General features: G+C 54.3%; 13 protein-coding genes. 6 read left to right on the top strand and 7 right to left on the bottom strand.

The window, feature by feature from the left end:
- Window positions 1-209 precede the first annotated feature (209 nt).
- Window positions 210-1,022: a sugar phosphate isomerase/epimerase family protein gene (locus EPYR_RS07960; RefSeq protein ID WP_012667889.1), complete on the top strand. Its 813-nt coding sequence runs from the start codon at window positions 210-212 to the stop codon at window positions 1,020-1,022.
- A gap of 41 nt (window positions 1,023-1,063) precedes the next feature.
- Here the strand turns inward: EPYR_RS07960 and EPYR_RS07955 are convergent, their stop codons facing one another.
- Window positions 1,064-1,363: a YebG family protein gene (locus EPYR_RS07955; RefSeq protein WP_012667888.1), complete on the bottom strand. Its 300-nt coding sequence runs from the start codon at window positions 1,361-1,363 to the stop codon at window positions 1,064-1,066.
- Window positions 1,364-1,501: 138 nt separating this feature from the next.
- Between EPYR_RS07955 and purT the strand changes: the two genes are divergently transcribed.
- On the top strand, window positions 1,502-2,680 hold the full coding sequence (purT, locus tag EPYR_RS07950; protein ID WP_012667887.1) for a formate-dependent phosphoribosylglycinamide formyltransferase: 1,179 nt from the start codon (window positions 1,502-1,504) through the stop codon (window positions 2,678-2,680).
- 201 nt (window positions 2,681-2,881) lie between these two features.
- On the opposite strand, the gene zwf is transcribed toward purT, so the two are convergent.
- Window positions 2,882-4,357, bottom strand: coding sequence for a glucose-6-phosphate dehydrogenase (gene zwf / locus EPYR_RS07945; protein WP_012667886.1), 1,476 nt, complete (start codon window positions 4,355-4,357; stop codon window positions 2,882-2,884).
- Window positions 4,358-5,117: 760 nt separating this feature from the next.
- Between zwf and pyk the strand changes: the two genes are divergently transcribed.
- Both pyk and EPYR_RS07935 read left to right on the top strand, forming a co-directional pair.
- Window positions 5,118-6,599, top strand: coding sequence for a pyruvate kinase (pyk, locus tag EPYR_RS07940; protein ID WP_012667885.1), 1,482 nt, complete (start codon window positions 5,118-5,120; stop codon window positions 6,597-6,599).
- A gap of 211 nt (window positions 6,600-6,810) precedes the next feature.
- Window positions 6,811-8,052, top strand: coding sequence for an MFS transporter (locus EPYR_RS07935; RefSeq protein WP_012667883.1), 1,242 nt, complete (start codon window positions 6,811-6,813; stop codon window positions 8,050-8,052).
- Window positions 8,053-8,104: 52 nt separating this feature from the next.
- Here EPYR_RS07935 and lpxM read toward each other — a convergent pair whose 3' ends face one another.
- From lpxM to znuA, 3 genes are all read right to left on the bottom strand, one after another.
- Entirely contained in the window at window positions 8,105-9,076 is a 972-nt protein-coding gene (gene lpxM / locus EPYR_RS07930) for a lauroyl-Kdo(2)-lipid IV(A) myristoyltransferase (RefSeq protein WP_012667882.1), read from the bottom strand.
- 138 nt (window positions 9,077-9,214) lie between these two features.
- Complete coding sequence (mepM, locus tag EPYR_RS07925; RefSeq protein ID WP_012667881.1) at window positions 9,215-10,540, bottom strand: murein DD-endopeptidase MepM; 1,326 nt, start codon at window positions 10,538-10,540, stop codon at window positions 9,215-9,217.
- Between the two features lie 11 nt (window positions 10,541-10,551).
- Window positions 10,552-11,511 (bottom strand): zinc ABC transporter substrate-binding protein ZnuA, encoded by a 960-nt coding sequence (gene znuA, locus EPYR_RS07920; RefSeq protein ID WP_012667880.1) that lies wholly within the window; start codon window positions 11,509-11,511, stop codon window positions 10,552-10,554.
- A gap of 77 nt (window positions 11,512-11,588) precedes the next feature.
- Between znuA and znuC the strand changes: the two genes are divergently transcribed.
- Entirely contained in the window at window positions 11,589-12,347 is a 759-nt protein-coding gene (gene znuC, locus EPYR_RS07915) for a zinc ABC transporter ATP-binding protein ZnuC (RefSeq protein ID WP_012667879.1), read from the top strand.
- Window positions 12,340-13,125 (top strand): zinc ABC transporter permease subunit ZnuB, encoded by a 786-nt coding sequence (gene znuB, locus EPYR_RS07910; RefSeq protein ID WP_012667878.1) that lies wholly within the window; start codon window positions 12,340-12,342, stop codon window positions 13,123-13,125. Before znuC ends, znuB begins: the two co-directional genes overlap by 8 nt.
- A gap of 79 nt (window positions 13,126-13,204) precedes the next feature.
- Here znuB and ruvB read toward each other — a convergent pair whose 3' ends face one another.
- Both ruvB and ruvA read right to left on the bottom strand, forming a co-directional pair.
- Window positions 13,205-14,209: a Holliday junction branch migration DNA helicase RuvB gene (ruvB, locus tag EPYR_RS07905; protein ID WP_012667877.1), complete on the bottom strand. Its 1,005-nt coding sequence runs from the start codon at window positions 14,207-14,209 to the stop codon at window positions 13,205-13,207.
- An 8-nt stretch (window positions 14,210-14,217) separates the two neighbouring features.
- Complete coding sequence (gene ruvA / locus EPYR_RS07900; RefSeq protein ID WP_012667876.1) at window positions 14,218-14,832, bottom strand: Holliday junction branch migration protein RuvA; 615 nt, start codon at window positions 14,830-14,832, stop codon at window positions 14,218-14,220.
- Window positions 14,833-14,871: the final 39 nt, after the last annotated feature.

The raw sequence follows: 14,871 nt of genomic DNA, 5'->3' as shown, positions 1-14,871 counted from the left end.
CTGGCAGATTGCCAAGTAAAGATAATGCGCCAGTGGAACGATTGACGTCGATCACCGGGCGTCTCAACAGCGACGTAAGGAAATGTCAAAGGAGGCAAAGACGATAACACGTCATCTTAATGCGCGCACATCATGTAAAAGGCGGGTTTGCGCCAGCCGTTATTGGCTTCTACCCTGAAAGCAGCAAGAAAAAAAATAAGGAAACGACGGTGAAGCTTTCAGACAACCCATTATTTATCAATACTATTCTGCTTGGCGGTAGTAGCGAAGAGAAATTACGCGCGGCCGCTGCGGCGGGGTTTCAGCAGGTGGAACTGTGGCAGCAGGATGTGGCAACAGCAGCAATGGGCGCTGCTGGCCTGGCCAATCTCTGCTCACGGCTGGCGTTATCATTGACGGATTACCAGGTGTTGATGGACTTTGATGGCGCACCGGATGAGATGCGCAATAATAAGCGTAACGAAGCCCTGGAGATGATGTCAACCGCACAACGATTGGGAGCCACTACGCTACTGGTCCCTGCTTCGACTCATCCCGCATGTTGTCAGCAGCGAACAGAAGAAGATTTACGCTGGCTGGTACAGCAGGCGGCACGCCACCATCTGCGCGTGGCCTATGAAGCGATGGCGTGGAGCCGGCACATTAACAACATCGCCGCAGCATGGCAGCTGGTGAAGCGCATCAATGCACCCAATCTGGGGCTGGTGGTCGACGCATTCCATATCTTTGTTTTGCAAAGAACGCTGGCAGATCTGGAAGGCATCCCGGCCGGCAAGATATTCCTGGTGCAATTGTCGGATCTGGATACCCAGCCGGATGCGCAACAGTTAAAAAAGGTTGCCCGCCATGACCGCCTGCTGCCAGGCGAAGGCCACTATCCGTTGCGGGCGCTACTAGAGCGCCTGCAACAAATTGGATACCAAGGGCCAATCGGACTTGAAGTCTTCAACGATCGGCTGCATCAGGCCGATCCCGTTATCACCGCAAAGGCGGCGATGGCGGCGTTACGCCAGCTGATGTAACCCGGCCAGATGGCCACGCCAGCTGGCCCGTCCTGGTGCACTCAGCCCGCTACCGCCCGCAGTTTGCTTTCGCTCACGTCGTCGCTTTTATCGGCGGCGTTTTCATCAGGCAGCCTGCCGGTGCGCAGGATCTGCTGCAGCACGTCTTTGTTTTCCGCCATAAAAAGCCCCAGCGATTCGTTCTGCTGATCCTCCATGTCCAGCGGACTGGCCGCCAGCCAGTCAGAGAACACTTCGGCCATATCGAGCATTTTGTCGTAGGCATCCGCCTCTTTTTTACTGGCAAACGTCATCTTTTCTTCACCTTTTCTGACGACGATATATTGAATTTCGACAGCCATAATTTCGCCCTGTTTAACTGTGTTTTTATACAGTATAGCAGCATGGCTTTTTTTCCTCAAGCGCCGGATGACGGATGAACACGCAAACGTTTTCGTTTATACTGCTGCGGTTTTTTTTAATCTACTCAGGTGGCGATGATGACAACTCTTGGAACCGCTCTGCGCCCGAATGCAACGCGCGTAATGCTGTTAGGATCGGGTGAACTGGGCAAAGAAGTGGCGCTGGAATGTCAGCGTTTGGGCGTGGAAACGATCGCGGTAGATCGCTACGCGGATGCCCCGGCCATGCAGGTTGCCCATCGCAGTTATGTGATCAATATGCTGGATGGCGCGGCTCTGGCAGCGCTGATAGCTAAAGAAAAGCCGGATTTTGTGGTGCCTGAAATTGAAGCCATCGCCACGGATATGCTGGTCGAACTGGAAAAACAGGGCCAAAATGTGGTTCCCACCGCCCGCGCCGCACGGTTAACTATGAATCGGGAGGGCATTCGCCGCCTGGCGGCAGAAGAGTTGCAGCTTCCCACTTCGGACTATCGCTTCGCCGACAGTTATGATGCATTTTGTTCCGCAGCACAAGCTATTGGCTTCCCGTGCATTATTAAGCCGGTGATGAGCTCCTCCGGCAAAGGCCAGAGCTTTATCCGCAAGGCCGCACAGCTGGCCAACGCCTGGGAATATGCTCAGCAGGGTGGCCGTGCAGGTGCCGGGCGCGTGATTGTTGAAGGCGTGGTGAAATTCGATTTTGAAATCACCCTGCTGACCATCAGTGCCGTGGATGGTATTCATTTTTGCGCGCCCATTGGCCATCGCCAGGAGGATGGCGATTATCGTGAGTCGTGGCAGCCACAGCAGATGAGCCAGCTGGCCCTGCAGCGCGCCCGGCAGATTGCCGAAAAGGTCGTGGCGGCTCTCGGTGGTCACGGCCTTTTTGGCGTGGAGCTATTTGTCTGTGGTGATGAGGTGGTGTTCAGTGAAGTGTCACCGCGCCCGCACGATACCGGCATGGTCACCTTAATTTCACAGGATGTTTCTGAGTTCGCCCTGCACGTTCGCGCTTTCCTCGGTCTGCCGGTGGGGGCAATACGTCAATATGGGCCGGCGGCATCGGCGGTTATCCTGCCGGAGCTACACAGTGATAACGTTCATTTTGCCAACCTTTCAGCCGCAGTCGGCGCGGGTCTGCAGGTTCGTCTGTTTGGCAAGCCGGAAATCCAGGGTAAACGCCGTTTAGGCGTCGTGCTGGCAACCGGGAGTGATATTGAGGATGCGGTACAGCGCGCCACAACGGCTGCCGCCGGCGTCAACGTCAGTGGCTGATAGCTACCGGCGCTACCGGGGGCGAATCAAATCTTCGCCCCAGATACTGCCTGCCGTGCCAGTTGGGTAATGTGATGGTCATCCCCTGTTTCCAGCGCATCGGCTGGTAACTGCCCGGCGAGCGTCGGCTTATTGTGCATAACCCACTATTTTTAGTGAAAAAAAAAGCCCGCCGAAGCGGGCTGCAACATTCAGCTCAATTTATTCAAATTCATTCCATGAGCGGCCATCACGGGTGATCATCGCTACCGAAGCCACCGGCCCCCAGGTACCCGCTTGGTAAGGTTTAGGCGCTTCTTTATCTGCAGACCAGGCATCCATGATGGAATCAACCCACTTCCAGGCCTCTTCCACTTCATCACGACGTACAAACAGGGCCTGGATACCGCGCATGGTTTCCAGCAGCAGGCGCTCGTAGGCATCCGCCAGATGAGACTGATTGAAGGTCTCTGAGAAGCTCAAATCCAGTTTGGTGGTTTGCAGGTTATGTTTGTGATCCAGTCCGGGCACTTTGTTGAGGATCTGGATATCGACGCCTTCATCCGGCTGCAGACGAATGGTCAGTTTGTTTTGCGGCAGTTCCTGCCAGCTGTCTTTGAACAGGTTCAGCGCCGGATTTTTAAAGTAGACAACAACTTCCGAACACTTGGTCGGCAGACGTTTACCGGTGCGCAGATAGAACGGCACGCCAGCCCAGCGCCAGTCGTCGATATCAACCCGGATAGAAACGAAGGTTTCCGTATTGCTGGACTTGTTTGCGCCCTCCTCCTCCAGGTAGCCAGGGACTTTTTTCCCCTGCACAAAACCTGAAGTGTACTGGCCGCGTACGGTTTTTTCACGCACGTTGGTATGGTCAATGCGGCGCAGGGAGCGCAGTACCTTGACTTTTTCATCACGAATACGGTCAGCAGACAGATCTGCCGGCGGTGACATCGCGATCATGGTTAACACCTGCAGCAGGTGGTTCTGAATCATGTCGCGCATCTGACCGGCTTTATCGAAGTAGCCCCAACGCCCTTCGATCCCTACCTCCTCTGCCACGGTTATCTGCACATGGTCGATAGTGCGATTGTCCCAGTTTGCGGCAAACAGCGAGTTAGCAAAGCGCAGTGCCAGCAGGTTAAGCACGGTCTCTTTGCCGAGATAATGGTCAATGCGGAAGACCTGGCTTTCTTCGAAGTACTCACCTACCTGATTGTTAATTTCCTGCGAAGTAACGAGCGAGGTGCCCAGCGGTTTTTCCATTACTACGCGTGCTGGTTTGGCATTGAGTTTGGCCTCGCCCAGCCCCTGACAAATAGCACCAAAAGTGCTTGGCGGCATGGCAAAATAGTTGATGGTGATGCGTTTTTTCTGGTCGAGCATTTTGCCAAGTCGAGGGAAATGACTGCTGTCAGTCACGTCAAGATTACAAAAATCGAGTCGGCTGCTGAGTTTATCCCACAGCGCCTCATCAATTTTTTCCTTCATAAAGGTTTCCAGCGCTTCACGCACGACCTTGGTATAAGCGGCTTTATCCCATTCCGCACGCCCCACGCCTATGATGCGTGACTCTTCATGAATCTGACCGGCTTTTTCTAACTGATACAGTGAGGGCAGCAGTTTTCGGCGTGCAAGGTCGCCTTTGGCACCGAAAATAACCAGATCGCATGCCTGGGCTGTTTGTGTAACCGCCATTTCATTCTCCTCGTTGCAGGATTAGCCAGTCCCGTAGATTCCGAACCAGGACAGGCTCTTAGTGTCATTTTGTATCTGTACAATGTACTGCTTTTGCCCGGTCCACGTAAACCTGGTGACGCAGGTCTGGCACAATGTATTCAATCAATGCGTTATTTTGTGGCAAACCACAGCGGGCATCCGCCCGTTCAGGCCTGAATTCTCATTATTGCCGTGAGTCAGATGACCTGTTTGAGCATCAGACTCGGCTCATTCACGACTAAAACGGAGTCTGATGCTGTGGTGACTCTGCGTTAAGCACTTAAGGTCAACGTCTATTCTCTACAAAATGACATTGATTTCTCCTTTGATTGAAATCGTCAAAATGTATAGGCCATTAACTGTATGAATAATAGACTGAAATAAAATTTTTGCTGTTCAAATTAGCAAAATGCCTGCCGGGATCTGCTGTCACTTTTGCAAAAAAAGCCCTGCTCCGGCAGTGGCTAACGCGCAGCAAGCCATCACCACCGGACATCTCATTAAGACTGAAGGAAAATGACCAAGGCCAGTAAGTGTTTAAGCTCAATGTTGACTATTGAGTTTACCGCTTTAGGTGATACCTTATGTGTGCATGTGCTTATGAAACTCTCATGACTCCTCTTGTCTCACCTCTGGCCAGAACCCCTGCAGGATGTTGAGAGCGCACAACAGACAGTTAAGACCTCTGCACATATTATTTCACAGGGATAGACTCACTATTCACTTCAGGTCGTATACAATGAATAATCAATCATCTTCACTTCTTCATCCTAAGTACCTTTCTCGTCGCCTCAGAAGAACCAAAATTGTTACCACGCTTGGCCCCGCTACCGATCGTGACAACAATCTGGAAAAGATCATCGCTGCGGGTGCCAATGTGGTACGACTGAACTTTTCACACGGCACCGCCCAGGATCACCAGATGCGCGCAAATAAGGTGCGCGAAGTCGCGGCAAAACTGGGGCGACACGTCGCCATTCTCGGCGATCTTCAGGGACCGAAAATCCGCGTTTCAACTTTCAAAGAAGGGAAAGTTTTCCTCAACCCAGGCGAGCGTTTTCTGCTGGATGCCAGCCTGGGTAAAGGCGAAGGCGACAAAGAAAGAGTAGGCATTGATTATAAAGGCCTGCCCGCTGATGTCGTACCGGGAGATATCCTGCTACTTGACGACGGGCGTGTGCAGCTGAAAGTGCTGGAAGTTAAAGGCATGAAGGTGTTCACCGAAGTGACCGTCGGCGGCCCGCTATCGAATAATAAAGGGATTAACAAGCTCGGCGGGGGGCTGTCGGCCGAAGCCCTTACGGAAAAAGACAAGGCGGATATTCTCACCGCCGCGCAAATCGGCGTCGACTATCTTGCCGTATCCTTCCCGCGCTGTGGTGAAGACCTGAATTATGCCCGCCGCCTGGCGCGTGAGGCCGGATGTGAAGCCAAAATCGTCTCCAAAGTCGAACGTGCTGAAGCGGTTGCCAGCCAGGAAGCGATGGATGACATTATTCTCGCCTCCGACGTGGTGATGGTTGCGAGGGGCGATTTGGGGGTGGAAATCGGTGATCCTGAGCTGGTTGGCATCCAGAAAGCGCTGATCCGCCGCGCACGCCAGCTGAACCGCTCCGTCATCACCGCCACTCAGATGATGGAATCAATGATAACTAACCCGATGCCAACCCGTGCTGAAGTCATGGACGTGGCCAACGCCGTACTGGATGGTACCGATGCGGTGATGCTGTCTGCAGAAACCGCCGCCGGACAGTACCCGGCAGAAACCGTCTCCGCCATGGCCAGGGTATGTGTGGGGGCAGAGAAGATCCCCAGCATCAATGTTTCCAAGCATCGCCTCGACGTTCAGTTTGACAATATCGAAGAAGCCATCGCCATGTCGTCCATGTACGCCGCGAACCATCTGCAGGGCGTGACCGCGATTATCACCATGACCGAATCCGGCCGTACTGCGCTGATGACCTCACGTATCACCTCAGGACTGCCGATTTTCGCCATGTCACGCCACGAGCGCACGTTGAACCTCACCACCCTTTATCGCGGCGTCACCCCGGTCTATTTCGACAGTCATAACGACGGCGTGGCTGCCGCACACGACGCGATTAACCTGCTGCGCGATAAAGGCTTTTTGGTGTCCGGCGATCTGGTTATCGTGACTCAGGGCGACGTGATGAGCACCACGGGTACCACCAATACCAGCCGTGTACTGCGCGTTGAGTAATCATGTCTGAAGCAATCGGGTCTCAGGCCCGATGGTTTCTCACCCGCTTGCCCCCTTCCAGTTCGTCTGCGTGGTTGCCGATCGGGTTATCATTTGCTTTATCTGCAAATGATAATTTTCCAGTATTTCCAGGTCAAAATACGGTATGTTAGCGCGGTCGCTAAGCCTCCGTGCTTTTTTTACTTTTATGCAATTCCAGGAAGGAGCCAGAATGGCGTCATACACCCCCGTGTCGAGCCTGACTCGCCGACATCTGATTTTCCCTTTATCATTAGTTCTGTTTGAGTTTGCCACCTATATCGCTCATGACATGATCCAGCCTGGAATGCTGCAGGTGACCGAAGAGTTCCACGTCAGCCCGGAGTGGGTTTCAGCCTCGCTGACGGCCTATCTGATTGGCGGCATGATGCTGCAATGGCTGCTTGGCCCGCTCTCCGATAAACTTGGACGACGGCCCGTGTTGTTGTCCGGCGTCGCCTTCTTTATGCTCACCTGCCTGGCCACTCACTGGGTGCAGAGCATCGAACAATTTGTCCTGCTGCGCTTCCTGCAGGGCACCAGCCTCTGTTTTATCGGCGCTGTGGGTTATGCCGCCATTCAGGAAGCCTTCAATGAAGCGCTTAGCGTGCGAATTATGGCGCTGATGGCCAACGTGGCGCTGTTGGCTCCCCTTGCCGGCCCGCTGGCCGGTGCCGCATTTTTGGAAATTGGCGACTGGCGTACCATGTTCTGGCTTTTTGCCCTGGTCACCGCCGTCGCGCTGATTGGACTGTGGCGCACAATGCCGGAGACAGCAGGTGACGCCCGCATCTCGCTGTCGTTAACATCACTCGGTAAGGGTTATATGGCGCTGGTTAAGGACCGTCAGGTGATGAGCGGTTCACTGGCGATTGGTCTGGTCACTATCCCCTGCCTTGCCTGGGTGGCATTATCACCGGTGATCCTCATCCACGATGCCGGTCTGAGCCGGATGGACTATGCGCTGCTGCAACTCCCGGTGTTTGTGGCAATGATTGCCGGGAACCTGACGCTGGGCAAGCTGTCCTCGCGGGTGGCGATCGATCGCCCACTACGGCTTGGCGCATGGCCCATTCTGGCAGGCCTGGCCATATCTGCGCTGGCTTCGGCTATCGACAATCACAGTTATTTGTGGCTGACGGCCGGGCTGAGTATTTATGGCTTTGGCACCGGGCTGGTCAATGCGGGAATGTATCGTCTGACGCTGTTCTCCAGTAATGCCGGTAAAGGCAGCGTTGCCGCGATGCTGGGCATGGTGAGCATTCTGGTCTTTGCGGCTGGCATTGAGCTGAGTAAATACGCTTATTTCGGCGATGGCGCCCGCGCCTTTAGCCTGGTCAATCTGGTATGCGGTGTACTCTGGTATGGGTTGGTCAGCGCGTTTTTACGCGAATGGAAACGCCGTTCGATGCTGAATAAAGTCGAGATTGCCTGACCGCCTGACGTTCTGTTTAGCCGGACAAGGGGAGCTTAGCTCCCCTTTTACTTTACTTTTTCGGGTAAAGCTCCTGACGTTCGTAGGGTTCTGCTTCACCCGGACGGCGGGTCTTCAGCAGCTTAAGGATCCAGGTGTACTGCTCCGGATGCGGGCGGACAAACGCTTCAATTTCTTCATTCAAACGCCGCGCCTGAGTCGCATCGTCGGTGTCCGGCAAATCGTCCATCGGTGGGCGCAAATAAATATCCAGCGAATGGGTTTTGCTGTCATATACCGGGAACAGCGGCACCACTTTTGCCCGGCACACTTTCATCATCCGCCCTACGGCGGGCAGCGTGGCTTTATACGTGGCAAAGAAATCAACAAATTCGCTATGATCCGCACCATGATCCTGATCGGGCAGATAATAGCCCCAGTACCCCTGACGAATAGAGCTGATAAATGGCTTGATGCCGTCGTTACGTGCATGCATACGCCCGCCAAAACGGCGGCGGACCAGGTTCCAGACGTAATCGATCACCTCATTACTCTGATTATGGAACATGGCCGCCATCCGCTGCCCTTCAGATGCCAAAACCATCGCCGGCAAATCAACCGCCCAGCCATGCGGCACCAGAAGAATGACGTTCTGCCCGCTGTCACGCAGCGCATCGATAATCTCACGGCCATGCCAGCGGATGCGTGATTTTGCCGCCTGTGGACGCAGTGCCAGTTCGGCCATCATCGCCATTGACTGCGGTGCCGTGGCAAACATCTCATCGATAATCTGCTCCCGCTCCACTTCCGACTTTTCAGGCAGACAGTATAGTAAATTGATCTGTGCACGGCGTCGGGCGCTGCGAGCCAGTTTGCCGGCTTGACGTCCTAACGCCCCCAGCAGCGGATCGCGCAGGCGTGGAGATACCAACGTCAGGGCTGCAAACGCGCCCACTCCCAGCCAACTCCCCCAGTAGCGGGGTAATAAAAAAGATTTCTGAAAGACGGGAATAAATTCAACATGACTTCTTTTTTTGTTTTCCATGCACTGGCCCCAAACAATAACCGGCTTATGATAGTGCTGACGTGGGATTTTGCAATGGTAACGGTCGAAACGCCCATTCACCCGCCAATAAAAAAGCCGACCGGTTCACCCCGTCGGCTTTGTGATGCTGGATTAAGGCTACCTGATATGCAGCTGAGGTATCACTTCACGCACCTGTGCCAGATAATCACGGCGCTCTTTACCGCTCAACCCTTCCATACGTGGCAGTCGGGCGGTCAGTGGGTTAACAGCCTGATTATTTATCCAGACTTCAAAGTGAACGTGCGGCCCGGTCGACCGTCCGGTGTTACCCGAAAGCGCAATACGATCGCCCCGCTTCACTTTTTGCCCCGGCTTTACTAATAGCGTCTTCAGATGCATATAGCGTGTCATATATTGACGGCCGTGGCGGATAGCGACATAGTTTCCGGCAGCCCCGCTACGCTTCGAGACGATAACCTCACCATCACCTATTGCCAGCACGGGAGTCCCCACGGGAACTGAGAAATCAACGCCTTTGTGCGGTGCAATGCGGCCGGTCACCGGATTAGTACGGCGCGGGTTAAAGTTGGAAGAAACGCGATACTGCTTAATGGTTGGGAAACGCATAAAGCCACGCGATAACCCTGAACCGCTTCGGTCGTAGAACTTACCGTCCTCTGCGCGAATAGCGTAATAATCCTTTCCTCCGCTGTTAACCCTCACCCCCAACAGTTGGCTCTGCTGGCTTTTACCGTCCAGCATTTCACGCGATGTCAGCACCGCGAAGCGATCGCCGTCACGCAGCTTGCGGAAATCCATTTGCCACTGCATCGATTTGATCACCGCGCTGACCTCACCACTGCTCAACCCGGCTGATTTGGCACTGTTGACAAAGCTGCCGTTTACCACGCCGTTCAGCACATGGTTCTGCCATTCGCCGCTCTGTAGCGCGGAGGAAAGTTTAAATGTGTCTCCGGCACGGTCGTAGGTGCGGCTTTCACGCCGGGAAACTTCCCAGGTCATACGCTGTAGCTGGCCATCGTTATTCAGCGTCCATGACAGCTGCTGACCGATTTGCAGATTGCGCAGTTCTCTGTCGATCTTTACCAGCTGGCTGATATCGGACATATCGATGCCATATTGATTCAACACGCTGCTGAGCGTATCACCGCCGGACACCACATAGTCGTGAGTGCCGCTCTCATTAGGCGTGTCTTGATCAATTTCATCGTTGGGGACTTCATCTTCCGGCGCCGGACTGTCCCCATCGATAGGTTCACTGGCTTCAGGGAGCAAGGTCCGTAGCTGATCCTGATTTATCTCAACCCGTTTGACGATCTGGCTTTCGCTATCGGGATGATAAACATAAGGCCGCCACACGGCAACGGCCAGAGTCACTACGGAAAGCGCCCCCAGCATGATGCGATGGGGGCGGGATAAACCATTTAACGCTACGCTGATAGCGTTGAGTTTTTGCTGCACTTAATGACCCTCTAATCTCCTTTCAGGCAGCTCGCATACTGGCTGGACAACTGCGAAAGAAACTGCACGTAGCTGTCTTTGCCTGGAGAGATATCTGTACCCAGTGGATCCAGCGTGCCCGAGCGCACTTTGGTTCCTCTGGCAACAGCCTCAATCACGGCTGGCCTGAACTGTGGTTCAGCGAAGACACATACCGCCTTCTGCTCAACCAGCTGTGTTCGTATTTGATGTAAACGCTGTGCACCGGGTTGGATTTCAGGGTTAACGGTAAAATGACCCACGGGGGACAGACCGTAGTGCTTTTCAAAGTAGGTGTAAGCATCATGAAAAACGAAATACCCTTTATCTTTCACCGGGGCAAGCTGGCTATTAATTTTCGCATCGGTAGACGACAGTTCTGCCTCAAAATGCTGCAGATTAGCATCTAATTGGTGCTTGCTGGTGGGCATAAGTTCCAACAATTTTGCATGGATTGCAATCGCCGTTTTCCTGGAGATATCTGGAGACATCCACAGATGCATATTATACTCACCGTGATGGTGGTGTTCATGCTCGTGCGCGCGCCCGTTTGCCCCGGCTGCGTGGGGGTCGTTTCCCTCATCGTCGTCGTCATCCGTGCCTTTCAGCAACAGCGATTTCACACCTGACAACTCGCTCATTTCCACGTTTTTTGCTGCCGGTAGTGTTGCCACTGACTTACTCATAAAGGCTTCCATCTCAGGCCCTACCCATACGACTAAGTTCGCATCCCGCAGGCGCTTGATGTCGGAAGGTCTTAGTGCATAATCATGTTCAGATGCCCCGTCCGGCAGCAGGATTTCTACCGGCGTTACGCCATCGGCAATCGCCGCCGCGATAAAGCCCACAGGTTTAACAGAGGCAACGACAGCCGCCTGAACCGGAAGTGCTAAGCAGGCAGTAATACCTACCCCGGTCAACATTGAAATAACAGGTAATTTTTTATGTAACATAATGATTCATTCCATCGTGATGAGCCTTATTTTTGTGATATTATAACATTTGAAAATTTCTGCAAACTGTAATTAATATGCCCAATTTGATCGCCCTTGAAAAAATATCAGTGAACTTTGGTCAACGGCAGGTGCTCTCTGACGTGTCGCTTTCACTACAGCCAGGCCGAATTCTAACCCTGCTTGGTCCGAACGGTGCAGGGAAATCGACACTGGTACGCGTGGTGCTGGGACTCATCGCACCCGGCTCCGGCAAGGTGCTGCGCCCGGAGCAGCTACGTATTGGCTACGTTCCGCAAAAAATTCACCTGGATGTCACGCTGCCGCTATCCGTCGGGCGCTTTATGCAGCTGCGCTCTGGCGTAAAGCGTGACGATATCCTGCCCGCCTTAAAACGGGTGCAGGCAGCGCACCTGCTGGAATTTCCCTTGCAAAAACTCTCCGGCGGCGAAATGCAGCGTGTCCTGCTGGCGCGAGCGTTGCTCAACCAGCCGCAGCTGCTGGTACTGGATGAACCCACTCAGGGAGTAGACGTTAATGGTCAGGTGGCGCTGTACGACCTGATTGACCAGCTTCGGCGCGAGCTGAACTGTGGCGTATTAATGGTTTCACACGATTTGCATCTGGTGATGGCAAAAACTGACGAGGTGCTGTGCCTCAATCATCACATTTGCTGTTCTGGTACGCCGGAAGCGGTATCTCAACACCCTGAATTTATTTCGATGTTTGGCCCTCGCGGTGCGGAGCAGTTGGCGATTTACCGCCACCATCACAACCACCGTCACGATCTCCAGGGACGAATTATTTTGCGCAAGGGATTTATCCGTCATGATTGAATTGCTCTTGCCCGGCTGGCTGGCCGGGGTTTTACTGGCACTGGCGGCCGGCCCTCTCGGCTCATTTGTTGTCTGGCGCCGCATGTCCTACTTTGGCGATACTCTGGCACATGCTTCGCTACTCGGCGTGGCCTTCGGCCTGTTGCTTAACATCAGCCCGTTTTATGCGGTCATTGTCGTGACGCTGCTGTTATCGCTAATCCTGGTCTGGCTTGAGCGCCGCCCCCATCTGGCACTTGACACCCTGCTGGGGATTATGGCACACAGCGCTCTGTCGTTAGGAATGGTGGTGGTCAGCCTGATGTCTGATGTGCGCGTCGATTTGATGGCCTACCTGTTTGGCGATCTGTTGGCGGTGACGCCGGGCGATCTGTGGACCATTTTGGCGGGCGTCACGCTGGTGTTAGCGCTGCTGGCGTGGCAGTGGCGCGCCCTGCTGTCACTGACGATCAGCCCGGAACTGGCGCAGGTGGATGGGATTAATATTCAGCGAACCAAAATGATCCTGATGTTGATTACAGCACTGACGATTGGTGTCGCGATGAAGTTTGTTGGCGCATTGATTATCACCTCCCTGCTGATTATTCCGGCAGCGACCGCGCGACGCTTCGCCCGCTCCCCGGAACAGATGGCGATAATGGCGGTGATTGTCGGTGTGCTGGCGGTTACGTCCGGGCTGAGCTTCTCGGCGTTTTATGATACGCCGGCGGGGCCATCGGTGGTGCTGGGTGCGTCTCTTATGTTTATGTTAAGCATGATAAAAAAGCCGCAGGTATAAATGCTGTCTGCTGGCGTACCGCATGGCAGGCCGGCAGCAGCAAATAACCCCCGGAGCCGGCCGCTAAGGGTCGGATCTGTCAGCCTTCGCGGGTGATGCCAAAATGTTTATAAGCATGTTGAGTGGCAAGACGGCCACGCGGCGTGCGCTGGATAAACCCCTGTTGGATCAAGTAAGGTTCCAGCACATCTTCGATGGTTTCGCGCTCTTCTCCAATAGCCGCCGCCAGATTGTCCAGCCCGACCGGCCCGCCCATAAACTTATCGATAATGGCCAGCAGCAGTTTGCGGTCCATATAGTCAAAGCCTTCAGAATCAACGCTTAGCATGTCCAGCGCTTTACAGGCCACGTCGCCGCTCATCTCCCCTGCCGCCCGCACCTCGGCAAAGTCACGCACGCGGCGCAGCAGGCGATTGGCAATACGCGGCGTACCGCGTGCACGGCGGGCGATCTCCAGCGCACCTTCATCGCTGAGCGGCAAACCGAGACAGGCAGCACTGCGCCCGACAATGTGCTGCAAGTCTTCGACGCGGTAAAACTCCAGACGCTGGACGATGCCAAAACGGTCACGCAGCGGTGAGGTCAGCGAACCGGCGCGGGTGGTGGCACCGATCAGGGTAAACGGGGGAAGATCGAGCTTTATCGAGCGTGCTGCCGGGCCTTCACCAATCATAATATCCAGCTGATAATCTTCCATAGCGGGATAAAGCACCTCTTCCACCACCGGCGACAGGCGATGGATCTCATCAATAAACAGCACGTCGTGCGGCTCCAGATTGGTCAGCATGGCGGCAAGATCGCCGGCTTTTTCCAGCACCGGGCCGGAGGTGGTGCGCAGATTAACCCCCATCTCATTGGCGACAATATTCGCCAGGGTGGTTTTACCCAAACCGGGAGGACCGAAAATCAGCAGATGATCGAGGGCATCACCACGCATCTGAGCGGCTTTGATAAAAATCTCCATCTGTTCGCGCACCACCGGCTGGCCGACATACTCTTCCAGCATCTTCGGGCGGATGGCGCGATCGATGACTTCCTCTTCGGTGATAACTCCGGCGGCGACCAGGCGATCGGCTTCTATCATGCTCTACCTCAAATAGCTGCGCGCAGCGCTTCACGAATTAACGTTTCGCAATCGGCATCAGGCTTACCTGTCTTAACGATCATCCGGCTGGCCTCCTGTGGCTTGTACCCCAGGGCGATCAGCGCCGCTACCGCTTCGCTTTCGGCATCGTTGCCCGTCTCTTTGGTCATTTCACTGGTCAGCGCAAACGGTGCGTCGCTGGCAAACAGATCGCCGTGCATCCCTTTAAAGCGGTCTTTCATTTCGACCACCAGACGCTCGGCGGTTTTTTTGCCGACGCCCGGCAGCTTGACCAGCGCCGCAATCTCGCCGCGCTCAACGGCGGTCACAAACTGCTGCGCCGACATACCGGACAGAATAGCCAGTGCCAGTTTCGGCCCAACGCCGTTCACTTTGATCAGTTCCCGGAACAGTGCGCGCTCCGGCTTACTGTTAAAGCCAAACAGCAGTTGGGCATCTTCACGCACCACAAAATGGGTGAAGATCACCGCTTCCTGCTGGAGTTCGGGAAGCTCATAAAAACAGGTCATTGGCATTTGCACCTCATAACCGACACCGCTGGCTTCAATTAACACCGCTGGCGGCTGTTTTTCCAGGATAATGCCTCTCAGACGACCTATCACAATAGCTTCCTCAAGATAATCATAATCAGGGGTTTATAG

The organism is Erwinia pyrifoliae DSM 12163 (assembly GCF_000026985.1).
Lineage (GTDB): Bacteria > Pseudomonadota > Gammaproteobacteria > Enterobacterales > Enterobacteriaceae > Erwinia > Erwinia pyrifoliae.
This window is presented reverse-complemented; position numbering and strand designations above follow the sequence as displayed.

Bases quoted from the DNA above. Each gene is read 5' to 3' on its own strand.
- EPYR_RS07955 (WP_012667888.1), bottom strand. From the start codon at position 1,363: ATGGCTGTCGAAATTCAATATATCGTCGTCAGAAAAGGTGAAGAAAAG.
- purT (WP_012667887.1), top strand. From the start codon at position 1,502: ATGACAACTCTTGGAACCGCTCTGCGCCCGAATGCAACGCGCGTAATG.
- zwf (WP_012667886.1), bottom strand. From the start codon at position 4,357: ATGGCGGTTACACAAACAGCCCAGGCATGCGATCTGGTTATTTTCGGT.
- pyk (WP_012667885.1), top strand. From the start codon at position 5,118: ATGAATAATCAATCATCTTCACTTCTTCATCCTAAGTACCTTTCTCGT.
- EPYR_RS07935 (WP_012667883.1), top strand. From the start codon at position 6,811: ATGGCGTCATACACCCCCGTGTCGAGCCTGACTCGCCGACATCTGATT.
- lpxM (WP_012667882.1), bottom strand. From the start codon at position 9,076: ATGGAAAACAAAAAAAGAAGTCATGTTGAATTTATTCCCGTCTTTCAG.
- znuA (WP_012667880.1), bottom strand. From the start codon at position 11,511: ATGTTACATAAAAAATTACCTGTTATTTCAATGTTGACCGGGGTAGGT.
- znuC (WP_012667879.1), top strand. From the start codon at position 11,589: ATGCCCAATTTGATCGCCCTTGAAAAAATATCAGTGAACTTTGGTCAA.
- znuB (WP_012667878.1), top strand. From the start codon at position 12,340: ATGATTGAATTGCTCTTGCCCGGCTGGCTGGCCGGGGTTTTACTGGCA.
- ruvB (WP_012667877.1), bottom strand. From the start codon at position 14,209: ATGATAGAAGCCGATCGCCTGGTCGCCGCCGGAGTTATCACCGAAGAG.